Source organism: Mesorhizobium sp. EU05-FHT14A09 (assembly GCF_058790995.1).
In genome coordinates, this window is record NZ_JBYTDF010000010.1 from 49,699 (window position 1) to 60,912 (window position 11,214).

Genomic DNA, 11,214 nt, shown 5'->3' on the forward strand with positions numbered 1-11,214 from the left:
TCGAGGCGGTAGCGCGGGGCAAAACGCGCATATAGAGTGCGCCCCATGCTGCACGCCGATGTTTCCTTTCTGACCTCCTTGCCGCAACCGGAATCGGCCTGCGGGCTCCGCGGAACATCGGCCGAGGTGGCCGCTCAACAGGTCCTGCCGCACTGATGGTGTCGGTGCTTGCCGCCATCGATGTCGGGACCGGCAGCGCGCGCGCTGGCCTGTTCGATCAGGCCGGCCGACTGCTTGCCCGCGCCGAGCGGCCGATCGCCATGAACCAGGCCAGCCCTGGCCACTACGAGCAGGATTCGGAAAACATCTGGGCCGCCGCGTGCGAGGCGATGCGGGCCGCCCGGCAAACCGCCGGCATCGCGGCGGAAGATGTCGCCGGCATCTCCTTCGACGCGACTTGTTCCACCGTGTTTCGTGGCCGCAGCGGCGAGCAGGTCGGGGTCTCGAAGAAGGGTGGCGAGCGCTGGGACACCATCGTCTGGATGGATCATCGCGCCCTGGCCGAAGCCGACGAATGCACGGCCACCAACCATCGAGTGCTCGGCCATGTCGGCGGCGTCATGTCACCGGAGATGGCGACGCCGAAACTGATGTGGGTCAAGCGGCATCTGCCGGATGCCTGGGCGCGCACCGGCCAGCTTTTCGACCTGGCCGACTTCCTCACTTACAGGGCCTGTGGTTCGCTTGCCCGCTCACAATGCACGCTGACCGCCAAATGGACCTTCCTTGCGCATGAGCAAGCCGGCTGGCGACCGGATTTCTTCGAGGCCGTTGGCCTGGCCGATATCTTCGACCACGGATCGCTGCCGGATCGCGCCAGCGCAATCGGCCGCGATCTCGGTCCGTTGACGGAAGAGGCCGCTGCCGAGCTCGGCCTCACCACGCGTTGCCGCGTCGGTGCGGGCCTCATCGATGCCTTTGCCGGTGCGCTCGGCGTCATCGGCGGCCTCGACGATATCGACCGCCATCTGGCGCTGATTGCCGGCACATCAAGCTGCGTCATGGCGATGTCGGCCGAGCCATGTGGCTTTGCCGGCGTCTGGGGCCCTTATTTCGGCGCGGCGCTGCCAGGTCTCTGGCTGAGCGAAGGCGGGCAGTCCGCCACCGGCGCACTGCTCGACCACATCATCCGCTGGCATGGCGGCGAACCCGATGCCGCCGGCCACAAACGCATCGTCGAACGCGTCATGGAGCTGCGCACCGAAGAGGGGCTGGACCTTGCTTCGCGCCTGCACGTGCTGCCGGACTTCCACGGCAACCGTTCGCCGCTGGCTGACCCGCACGCGCTGGGCGTCATCAGCGGCTTGACGCTGGACTCATCCTTCGACAGCCTGGCCCGGCTTTACTGGCGCACCGCCGTCGCCATCGCGCTCGGCGTGCGCCATGTGCTGGAAGCCCTCAATGCCAACGGCTATGTCATCGACACGCTGCATGTCACCGGCGGCCACACCCGCAACCCGCTGCTGATGGAACTCTATGCCGATGCCACCGGCTGCACGGTGCTGGAATCGGAGAGCGGCGATGCCGTACTGCTGGGCACGGCGATGTCGGCGGCGGCGGCCGCCGGCCTGCATCCGAGCCTGGCCGAGGCCTGCGCCGCCATGCGCCAGCCTGGCCGCGAGCGGCAGCCGAACCCGGCTGCGCGAAGCCGGTTCGACCGCGACTATCGCGTGTTTCTCGAAATGCACCGGCAGCGCCAAGCGCTCGATGCGCTGGTTTGAGGTCAGCGGCTAGCATAGCCATGACTGACGATGTTCCTGTCGCTGGCGCAACTTGCCACGAACATCGTCATTACCTTGCCGGTTGCGAACGCCGTCAATGCGACGGCCACCATCTCCTTGAAATTCGCATTGGCTCTCTGGACGTGGAAATATTTCGAACCGCAACGTCCGGCCTCGGAGAGTTCCAGAACGAAGTCGCCGGGGTCCGCAAAGACATTGACGACCGCCCCTGAGGTCACGCTCTGGGCTTCGGCTGGCTTGGTCCAGATTGCTGTTCCCACGAAAATCAATGCGACCAACGCGGTCGAGACAGACGAGGTTGCGTTCATGGCAGTGCTCCTGAAATCGAACCCTTGATCGTCGGCTTGCTACTGAAGGACATATTGAACGATGGCTGGAAGGGCGCAGGCCGCGCCGAATGGGCATTCGGGCGTCTCTTTCTTTACCGCCAGGATCTCGCTCATGAACGGTTCCGTCGAAACATAGGTGCAAAAGCGGATCCTCGATGCCCACGACCAGTTCTGAGGCGCGCCGGCCAGATAGTCTGCATTGCAGGTCGACTGCACCCCAGCGATCCCGACCCCTTCGTTGGCGACGGTGACAACTGTCGGGCCGCCACTGTCTCCGCCGTGTCCGACCTGGTTGCTACCGTTCATGGTGAGGCGATAGGTGTTGGCATCGATGTTCGAGGGCGTGAACCGGCCACTGCGATATTGCCCCAATCCCTGCGCCTGCTGCGCCGTAGGGGTTCCGAAAGTTCCAGTCGCGAGTGTGGCGAAGCCCCGGCCATACTGGGTCACGGTATCGGTGGTTCTCAGGCGGCCACTGATCGTGACCGAGCCATTTCCGTGATCGAGCGCGATGGCATAGATGCGCTGGCTGTCGACAGGGCCGAGATCCGCCGCGCCGAGATAGACTAGGACGATGTCGGAGATGGCTGTTGTGTCGACATTGGCAGCGAACGCGTTGCGATTGGCTGCGAACTCATAAATGCGCGAGGCGCGGCCGGTTCGGCCAGGTGCCCAGTCCGCGGTTATGCTGACCTGGCTCGCATCCTGAAGCGGGTTGGAGATCGGGTCGTCGACGGTCCTGGCGCTGCCTGCGACGGGCGGTTGCCGTGTCACGCAATGGCGTGCGGTCAGAACCCAGTAACGGTTGAGCAATGTGCCCGAGCACCCGCCGCTGACCGTGATCAACCCAAGCCGCCGCTGCGTATCGGCATCAACGAGAGTGCCTGCGACAATCGGTTGCGTGACGGTGCAGATTCGGCCCTCGGGCGTGTCCTGGCATTCCTGGGCATGCGCTTGCGGCGTGCCGACGACGGTGACGGGCGGCAGCAGCAACGGCATGGCAATTGCAAACAGTTTCCAACGCAAGCCGGTCATGAGACTCTCCTTGCAAGATGGCGCCGACTGGTGTCGCGCATCATTCCGATGTGAGATTGACGCCCAGTATTTTCGGTCGACCCGCGAAACATTCGGTGTCGTTGATGGCGACGATGACCCGACGCCGCGCTGCAATGGCAGTCAGCGCTGCCGCGTAGTAGGTCCCATAACCTGGAAATGACTTGTCGGAGATGTAGCCGTCCGGCGTCGGACAGCGTGCCGGGTTCATGATCGGCTCGGCCGTTACGATGGCGAAGCTGTCCGCGTTCCAACCGGTGCGTACCATGGTGACGGAACCGACTGCGTGGCTTTGAGCATGTGATGGTGACGCCAGGCCGACGACAATGGTTACAGCGCCAGCAGCGGCCATTGATAGGCTGGTTGATCGAAGCATTTTACCCTCCATGCCGCGTAACGAGCGGTGTTGAATTGGTTCGGGTTGACGCATGGCAAGTCATGCCGTCGCTATCGGCCGCGACGGGGCGGTTTGTAGGGTGGATAGCGATACATCACATCAGCTGACCGAAGCTGATCCCGCGAAGAACTGGATCTTCGCCGGTGACGATCGCTCGGTTTCGTGTTGCTGATTTAGATGTATCTAATAGAACGAAAATCGGATTTGAGGTCAATTAGTCCTGAGGGCGTACCCATCAAGGTCGTAATTCGAAAGTGGTAGCGTGGTGGTTCTTCCACCGCTCCAGGGCAAGACCTCCTGGCTCGTCGAAATCAGCCAGGTATGGTGCTTTCGGCGCTCTGCGCCGGCCGGGTCGCGGGCAGCGGCCGAACCCGGCCGGAGTGGCCGTACCACGGGGCAGGGTCGCCCTCGGGTTGAAGGAGGCGACGCGTCACGCGAACACGTCGCCTCTCTGGCTGGACGTTGCAAGCAGCCGCGCCACAGCCTCATCGAGAGCCATCGTCCATTGCCCCTGGCTGGATTTGAGGGTTACGGAACCATCCTGTGCCTCCCGCTTGCCGAGAACCGCGACGGCGGGAATCAGCAGGTCGTGGCTGCTCACGATGCGCCGCGACAGCGTCTCCGCCTGGTCGAACAGCCGCGGCCGCAGCCCGGCGGCGACAAGACGCTGTTGGAAGTCCCGGGCGATGCCGTGCTGGTCTTCGGCCACCGGCAGGATGGCGATCTGGATCGGTGCCAGCCAGAACGGCAGCTTGCCCTGGTGATGTTCGAGCAGGATGCCGATCATGCGGCCCATCGAACCGAACACGGCATGATGCAGCATCACCGGCACCGCGCGGTTGCCGCCGGCGTCGATGTAGGACGCGTCGAGCCGGCCCGGCAGCACGAAGTCGAGCTGGATCGTGCCGCATTGCCACGAACGTCCTTGGTGGTCGCGCAGTGCGAACTCCAGCTTCGGTCCGTAGAAGGCGCCTTCGCCAGGTTGCAGGACGGGTTCGAGGCTGGCCGCCTGTGCCGCCGCCAGCAATTGTGCTTCCGCGAGATCCCAATCCGCCTCCGATCCTGCGCGTTTTTCGGGGCGCAGCGACAGCGCGACCTCGAAATCGTCGAAGCCGAGGTCGGCATAGATCGACGAAAGCAGCACGACGAAACGGGCGACTTCCGCCTCGACCTGCTCGGACTGGCAAAGCACATGGGCATCGTCCTGGACGAAACCACGTGTCCGCATCAGCCCGTGCATCGAGCCGGAGGGTTCGTCGCGGTGGCAGGCGCCAAACTCGCAAAGCCGCATTGGCAGATCGCGCCAGGAACGCAGCGAAGCGTTGAAGATCTGGATATGGCACGGGCAGCTCATCGGCTTCAGCGCCATGTCGCGGCCGCCTTCGCGCGGCATCACGAACATGTTGTCGCGGAATTTCTCCCAATGCCCGGACCGCTCCCACAGGCTGCGTGGCAGGAGCTGCGGTGAATGCACCTCCTCATAGCCGGATTGCCGCATGCGACTTCGGATATAGTCCTCGAGCTGGCGAAAGAGATGCCAGCCGGCGGGGTGCCAGTAGACCATGCCGGGAGCGTCCTCTTCGAAATGAAAGAGGTCGAGCCGGTTGGCCAGGATACGGTGATCGTCTTGTTCCATGGTTCTGTCCTTGAAAAAAGCCGGACAGCGAAAGGAACAAAAAAGCCCCGCACAATCCGGCGGGGCTGGGGGTCGAGAAGCTGTTTGTTCAGCGCATCAGACGACCGGCCACCGCAAAGCGATGGTCGTCGTGGTCGTGGCGGAGGCAAACATCTGTCTCATGGGCACAAGGTATGGGTATGGTTAGGCGCGTTGTCAATGTTGGCCGGCGGGACCGGCGCACAACCGAAGAGGCAAAATGCAGCTGTTGCTGATTACCGGGCCGGCGGGTGTCGGCAAATCGACGCTGAGCTGGGAGTTGAGCGCCGCGCTTGCCGCCCGGCAGGTCGCGCATGCGGTGATCGAGACCGACGAGCTCGACAGGGTTTACCCGCAGCCGACGCGGGAAGACCTCGATCTGCTGTCGCCGGGCACCGTCGACATCAGCAGCATCAACCTGGCGGCGATCTGGTCGACATACCGGGCTTTGGGGCACACGCGCCTGATCATGTCGGGCGTCATGCTGCATCTGGCCTTCGACCGGCGCTGGATCCTGGCTGCCATACCCGATGCGCAGATCACCGTCGTGCGCCTTGCCGTGAGCGAGCCTGCGCTGCTTGCGCGCCTGGCAAAGCGCGAAGTCGGCCAGGGCGCGGAAGCGCAGGCCGAACGCTCGTTGCGGCAGGCAAGGCGCATGGCCGACGAAAACACCGAGGGCCTGATCGTGGTGCCGACGGACGGCAGGACGCCGGCTGAGCTGGCCAGGGTCGTGATCGAGGAAACCGGCTGGCCAGACGGGAAGCCGGTCTGACGGCTGCCGGGGCAGAAGAGGCGGCAGGTGGGTTTACCCGGTCGGCCGCAATTCCTGCTCACGGCGCGCCGGCTGCGTTCGATGCAGGTAGACGGCAAGTGTGTCCCAGGGCGGTGTGATCGAAAGCTGTACCAGGATGCGGCTGACCTCGCCGCGATGGATTGCCGAATGCAGGGCGACATGGTGCAGCATTTCGCGCCGGGTCATGCTGCCCTTGTCGCCATCGGTGAAGGTAAAGGCGACCGCCTCATCGAGCTGGTCGTCCGTGACGTCCAGCACGTATTGCTGGAACCATCTGTCCGTCGCCGCCACCGATGCGCGCAGGGCATCGAGCGTCGGCGTCTCCACCGTGTTGTCCGATGTGTGGTGGTGACGGGTGCCACCGAGATGCGCGGCGAAGATCTCGGCCACCACGTGATGGTGGCTGACCAGCCGCAGCGCGGTGTGAAGTTCCGCGGCCTGGGCCTGCGGATCGAGCAGGACCAGCCGGTCGAACAGCTCGTTGTTTGCCCAGGCCTGGTAGCCGTAAAGGGTGCGAAGCATTTCCTGCATAACCGAAACCTGTCCCTGCCGCGAAAATGTGAGTAATGTCTCTATATTCTTGGCGAGGGTACGAAATTGTCTACTCGCATTGCAAAGCGGCAGCCGTCGATGCGCAAGCAGCCGCGACAGGCGCGGTCGCGGGCGACGGTGGATGCCATCGTCGAAGCCGGGGCTCGCATTCTGAGCGAACAGGGCTGGACGGGTTTCACCACCAACAGGGTGGCCGAGGCGGCTGGCGTCAGCGTCGGTTCGCTCTACCAGTATTTCCCCGACAAGGTCTCGCTGGTGGGAGCGATCCGTCGCCATCATCTGGATGACAGTCTCGCCGCCGTCAGGACCGCTTTGGCGAAGCGCCAGCCTCTCGCCGATTTCGCCGCAACGCTGGTCGCCAACATCGTCGAGGCCCACAGCATCCATCCCGGCCTGCATCGCGTGCTGCTCGATGAAGCGCCTGGCCTCGAAGCCTATCGCGACCAGAACAGCCAGATCGAACGGCAATACCTTGCCTTCTACACCGAGGCGGCGGCTGCCTACCGGCCGAAGGACAAGGATCCGACCGTGGTCGGCCTCGTGCTGTCGGATGCCATCGATGGTGTCATCCACAACGCGGCGCGTCGCGGCATGTTGCGTGAAGCGCAGGTCCGCGACGAGTTGGTCAGGATGATCCGTCTCTATCTGGCGGAACACTAGGCATCGATCGTATGGCGGTGATTTGGTGCGTCCTTCGAGGCTCGCCCGCAATGGTTGTGCGTATCTTCCAATGCCTTGCGGGCTCGCACCTCAGGATGAGGACGGTTGTGCAATGGAGGCCACATTCTGAGGGGTTTCAGAACTTGGGTGGCGTTGCACAACCGTCCTCATCCTGAGGTGCGAGCCCGCACACGCGTTGGCTGGATTGCACATCCTGGGCGGGCGAGCCTCGAAGGACGCACCACAAACCTGACGGTTCAGACCAGCTTGATGACAGCGACACCGGCGAGCAGCAGCACCACACCAACCAGGCGCAGGCCCGACACTGGCCGCTGCGGCAGGCGGAACCAGCCATAGCGGTCGACGAACACGCTGGCGACCTGCTGGCCGGCGACGGTGAAGCCGACGGCGGCGGCGGCGCCGATGACTGGGATGGCAGTGAAAACGGTGGTGACATAGGTTGCTCCGGCGACACCGCCGAGCCAGCCCCACCAGGGCATGGTCTGCACGCCGCCGATGTTGGGGCTCGGCGTCTTGCGCAGGGCCAGCACCACCAGCATCACCGCCGCCATCGCCAGTGTCGCGACGAAGAAGGAGATGGCGCCGACCGCGAAAGGCGCGCCGCCGAGATCGTGCCGCAGCAGCGCGTTGACCGCGCCCTGGACCGGAAGCACCGCTCCGGCAACCAGCGCCAGCGCGATCCAGCCGAGCTTGTCGGCCTTGAGATTGTCCTTGCCGCCCTGGCCGAAGACGATCATGGCGACGCCGGCCAGCACGATCAGCGTGCCGATGGCAGCTCCCATCTGCAGGCCGGTCTGCATCACGCCGAGCAGGCCGAAGCTGTCGAGGGCAAGCGAGGCAAGCATCTGTCCGGCGATGAACAGCCCGACCGAGACGACGGCGCCGAGGCGGGGGAACAGGACGATGGTCGAAACGACATAGATCGCCGAAGCTGTGCCGCCAATGAGGTGCCACCATTCCGCCCGGGGCAAGGCGCCAAGCGCGGCCAGCGTGCCGGTGAACAGGGCAATCAGAAGCAGCAATGCGGTACCGACGGTGAGCTGCAGCGTCGTAGCGGCAAACGGCGAGCCGATGGCTTTCGAGAGCTGCGCATTGGCGCCGGCCTGGACGGCGAGCAGGCCACCGGCAAACAGGGACAAGGGTACGAACAAGGTCTCCATCGGAGCCTCCTTTGAAAAGAATGACGAATGAGGTTGGGGATCAGGCGTGAGCCGGCAGCCGCGGCACGACGAGGCCGCGCAGCACGGCGGGTCGTGCGCCGATGGCCATGTACCAGCGCGCGAGGCTGGGCGTGGCGTCGAGCGAAAGCCCGAGCTTGGTGAGCCCGGCATGGATCCACGGCCAGGTCATCACATCGGCGATCGAATAGGCTTCGCCGACGATATGGGCGTGGCGCGACAACTGGCTTTCCAGCACGCGCAGGACCCGGTTTGCCTCGGCCTCGAAGCGGCCGATGACATAGGGGATCTTCTCCGGTGCGAAGATCTTGTAATTCCAGAGCTGGCCAAGCGTCGGGCCGACATGCGCGGCCTGGAACAGCGTCCAGCTCTGCACCTGGAACCGTTCGGCTTCGGAGCCCGGCACAAGCACGCCGGAGCGTTCGGCGAGATAGTGCAGGATCGCGCCGGATTCGAAGACGGTGCGGCCCTTGTCCGGGTCGACGATGACCGGGATCTTGTTGTTGGGATTGAGCGCCAGGAACTCTGGCGTCCTCTGTTCGCCGGCCTCGATGTCGACGATCTGGACCTCGTAGGGCAGCCCGGTCTCCTCGAGCATGATCGAGGCCTTGTGCCCGTTCGGCGTCTGGAAGGTGTAGAGCTGGATAGGGGTCATCTTGCGGTCTCCTTCGACCGGTCCGTCCGATCGTTGGAGTGTAGGTAGACTGTGCTCTTGCGCAGATCGATCTGTCAGTTTGCCGTTGCGATCTGCAAAAATGCACAGACCACTGAGGAATGGACCGCGCGGGGGGGATTGCTGCGATGTGGAGCCTCAGCTGGCAACGTGTTTGGATTGCTGAAAGCGCACTGCAGAAACGCTCGCCTGACGCACGAACCTCGGATAGTTTCGTGCAATCATGCACAGCAACTACCGCATCGACTGGGAAGACCTGCGCTTCGTCCTGGCAGTGGCCGAGACGAGTTCGCTCGCTGCCGCAGCCCGCTCGCTCGGCGTCAACCACACCACGGTGCTGCGCCGGGTCGGCGCCTTCGAACAGAAGCTTGGCGTGCGCCTGTTCGATCGCTTGCCGACAGGCTACACGCTGACGGCCGGCGGCGAGGAACTGCTCGCCGTATCACGGCAGATGGCGGAAACCGTGACCGAGCTGGAACGCCGCCTGACCGGACAGGACCTGCGTCTCGAAGGCAGCCTGCGCATCACCACCACCGACACGCTGATGGCGTCCGTGCTGCCGTCGGTGCTAGCTGCCTTCCGCGAACGCCACCCCGGCGTCCTGCTTGAGGTCGCTACGGCGAATGCTTTCGCCAATCTCACCCATCGCGACGCCGATGTCGCGGTGCGCCCGGCCATGGATCCGCCCGAGACCTTGGTCGGCCGCCGCATTTCAGGCATCGCTTTCGCCATCTATGCCGCACCGGCCTATCTCCAGGAACGCGGCCTCGAACCGACCACCGACCTGGCGCTAACCGACGAACGCTGGATCGGCCTCAGCGATGCGCTGGCCAGCTCCAGTGTCGCCCGGTGGATGCGCGCCTCTTTGCCGGGTTCAGCCTCGGTCCTGCGTTGCGACTCCCTTGTCGCGGCTCGTGAGGCATCCGTTGCCGGCCTCGGCCTTGCCGGTCTGCCTTGTTATCTCGGCGATAGGACACCTGGCCTTGTCCGCATCGGTCGGCCGGTCGCGGAAATGGCAACGGCGCTGTGGGTCCTCACCCACGAGGACCTGCGCCGTACCGCCCGCGTCAGTGCCTTCACTGAATTTGCTGGCCAGGCGCTGGCGAAACACCGTCCGCTGTTCGAGGCAAGCCAGGTGTAGGGTGCGCAAGGGTTTTCTCGGGAATGAAGGGGACTTATATCCCTATGCAAACGAGGAGCATGGTTTGGCACAAAACCTTATTCGACTGACCTACGTTTCAACCCTTCAGCCCGAAATCTCGAACGCCGATATCGACGATCTCGTCACCAGGGCCGCCACCTTCAACAAGAGCCACAGCATCACCGGCGTCCTGGCCATCGACAACCAGCGCGTCTGCCAGATTCTTGAAGGCGCCAAGCAAGATGTCGAGCGGCTGTTCATTTCCATCCGCAACGACCAGCGTCACCACACCGTGACGGAGATCGAAACGCGGACGATCGAGGCGTGTGGCTTTGAGGATTGGGGAATGGTACGGCGCGACATGGTCGATATGGTCATGTACGCACTGGCATAAAAAGGGCCCGCTCAGCCTGAACTGAGCGGGCGGCCGTTGGGGCCGGAATGTGACATCGAGCGGCCGGGGCAATCGCCTCGGCGACCCGCATGTTCCATCAGGCCAATGGCCTGATGAGGCAAGGTGCGGATTCTGAAATTTTTCTGAAATTTGAGCTCTCAGGCCGGTGCATTGCGTAGCCGGCCAGGAGCGCTCGGGCAAAGCCGGGTGCTGTCTGGGGCGCAAATAGCGCTGCGAAGGATGCCTGCCGCGTCGTTATGATCCGACAGTGACCACAAAGTGTTTCGTCACCGGCTCGACGATCTTCCAGGTTCCCTTGAAGTCGCCTTCCACGACGAACGCGTCGCCCGGACCAACTTCAACCGGATCGCCGCCGTCCGGCGTAATGATGATGCGGCCGGCGATCATGTGGACGAATTCATAATCGGTGTAGGTTGCGTGATAGGTGCCCGGGGTCGCTTGCCATGTGCCCGACAGAACCTTGCCGTCCTCGGTGGTGTGCTGGACGGCGGTCTTCATCGTCGGCTTTCCGTCAACCACCACCCAGCCCGGCAGGTCGCTGGAATCGGCGTTCTCCACCTTGCCGAACTTAATAAGCGTCTTGCGTGTCACGATGAGCCTCTCCCG

13 protein-coding genes are annotated in these 11,214 nt (G+C 63.9%); 5 read left to right on the forward strand and 8 right to left on the reverse strand.

The window, feature by feature from the left end; all coding sequences use genetic code 11:
- Positions 1-155: 155 nt before the first annotated feature.
- The gene (locus AC3WTO_RS25630; protein ID WP_492463766.1) at positions 156-1,721 is read left to right on the forward strand and encodes an FGGY-family carbohydrate kinase; all 1,566 of its coding nucleotides are present in this window, start codon (positions 156-158) and stop codon (positions 1,719-1,721) included.
- A gap of 2 nt (positions 1,722-1,723) precedes the next feature.
- On the opposite strand, the gene AC3WTO_RS25635 is transcribed toward AC3WTO_RS25630, so the two are convergent.
- The 4 genes from AC3WTO_RS25635 to thrS all read right to left on the reverse strand — a co-directional run bounded on the left by AC3WTO_RS25635 (position 1,724) and on the right by thrS (position 5,157).
- Positions 1,724-2,050 (reverse strand): hypothetical protein, encoded by a 327-nt coding sequence (locus tag AC3WTO_RS25635; RefSeq protein WP_492463767.1) that lies wholly within the window; start codon positions 2,048-2,050, stop codon positions 1,724-1,726.
- Positions 2,051-2,089: 39 nt separating this feature from the next.
- On the reverse strand, positions 2,090-3,106 hold the full coding sequence (locus tag AC3WTO_RS25640; RefSeq protein WP_492463768.1) for a trypsin-like serine protease: 1,017 nt from the start codon (positions 3,104-3,106) through the stop codon (positions 2,090-2,092).
- A 40-nt stretch (positions 3,107-3,146) separates the two neighbouring features.
- Positions 3,147-3,500, reverse strand: coding sequence for a hypothetical protein (locus tag AC3WTO_RS25645; RefSeq protein ID WP_492463769.1), 354 nt, complete (start codon positions 3,498-3,500; stop codon positions 3,147-3,149).
- A 451-nt stretch (positions 3,501-3,951) separates the two neighbouring features.
- The gene (gene thrS / locus AC3WTO_RS25650; RefSeq protein WP_492463770.1) at positions 3,952-5,157 is read right to left on the reverse strand and encodes a threonine--tRNA ligase; all 1,206 of its coding nucleotides are present in this window, start codon (positions 5,155-5,157) and stop codon (positions 3,952-3,954) included.
- 238 nt (positions 5,158-5,395) lie between these two features.
- On the opposite strand from thrS, the gene AC3WTO_RS25655 reads away from it, so the two are divergent.
- Positions 5,396-5,947 carry an AAA family ATPase gene (locus AC3WTO_RS25655; RefSeq protein WP_492463771.1) on the forward strand — a complete coding sequence of 184 codons (552 nt, stop codon included), beginning with the start codon at positions 5,396-5,398 and terminating at the stop codon, positions 5,945-5,947.
- A 33-nt stretch (positions 5,948-5,980) separates the two neighbouring features.
- On the opposite strand, the gene AC3WTO_RS25660 is transcribed toward AC3WTO_RS25655, so the two are convergent.
- Positions 5,981-6,490, reverse strand: a complete 510-nt coding sequence (locus AC3WTO_RS25660; protein WP_492463772.1) for a DinB family protein — start codon at positions 6,488-6,490, stop codon at positions 5,981-5,983.
- Positions 6,491-6,598: 108 nt separating this feature from the next.
- On the opposite strand from AC3WTO_RS25660, the gene AC3WTO_RS25665 reads away from it, so the two are divergent.
- Positions 6,599-7,180, forward strand: coding sequence for a TetR/AcrR family transcriptional regulator (locus AC3WTO_RS25665; protein ID WP_492463773.1), 582 nt, complete (start codon positions 6,599-6,601; stop codon positions 7,178-7,180).
- Between the two features lie 257 nt (positions 7,181-7,437).
- Here the strand turns inward: AC3WTO_RS25665 and AC3WTO_RS25670 are convergent, their stop codons facing one another.
- Complete coding sequence (locus AC3WTO_RS25670) at positions 7,438-8,361, reverse strand: DMT family transporter (protein WP_492463774.1); 924 nt, start codon at positions 8,359-8,361, stop codon at positions 7,438-7,440.
- A gap of 40 nt (positions 8,362-8,401) precedes the next feature.
- Positions 8,402-9,034 (reverse strand): glutathione S-transferase family protein, encoded by a 633-nt coding sequence (locus tag AC3WTO_RS25675; protein ID WP_492463775.1) that lies wholly within the window; start codon positions 9,032-9,034, stop codon positions 8,402-8,404.
- 241 nt (positions 9,035-9,275) lie between these two features.
- Here AC3WTO_RS25675 and AC3WTO_RS25680 point away from each other — a divergent pair, with 241 nt between their 5' ends.
- Together AC3WTO_RS25680 and AC3WTO_RS25685 are read left to right on the forward strand one after the other, a co-directional pair.
- Entirely contained in the window at positions 9,276-10,193 is a 918-nt protein-coding gene (locus AC3WTO_RS25680) for a LysR family transcriptional regulator (RefSeq protein ID WP_492463776.1), read from the forward strand.
- A gap of 64 nt (positions 10,194-10,257) precedes the next feature.
- Positions 10,258-10,587, forward strand: coding sequence for a BLUF domain-containing protein (locus AC3WTO_RS25685; protein ID WP_492463777.1), 330 nt, complete (start codon positions 10,258-10,260; stop codon positions 10,585-10,587).
- A 255-nt stretch (positions 10,588-10,842) separates the two neighbouring features.
- Here AC3WTO_RS25685 and AC3WTO_RS25690 read toward each other — a convergent pair whose 3' ends face one another.
- The gene (locus AC3WTO_RS25690) at positions 10,843-11,199 is read right to left on the reverse strand and encodes a cupin domain-containing protein (protein ID WP_492463778.1); all 357 of its coding nucleotides are present in this window, start codon (positions 11,197-11,199) and stop codon (positions 10,843-10,845) included.
- Positions 11,200-11,214 lie beyond the last annotated feature (15 nt).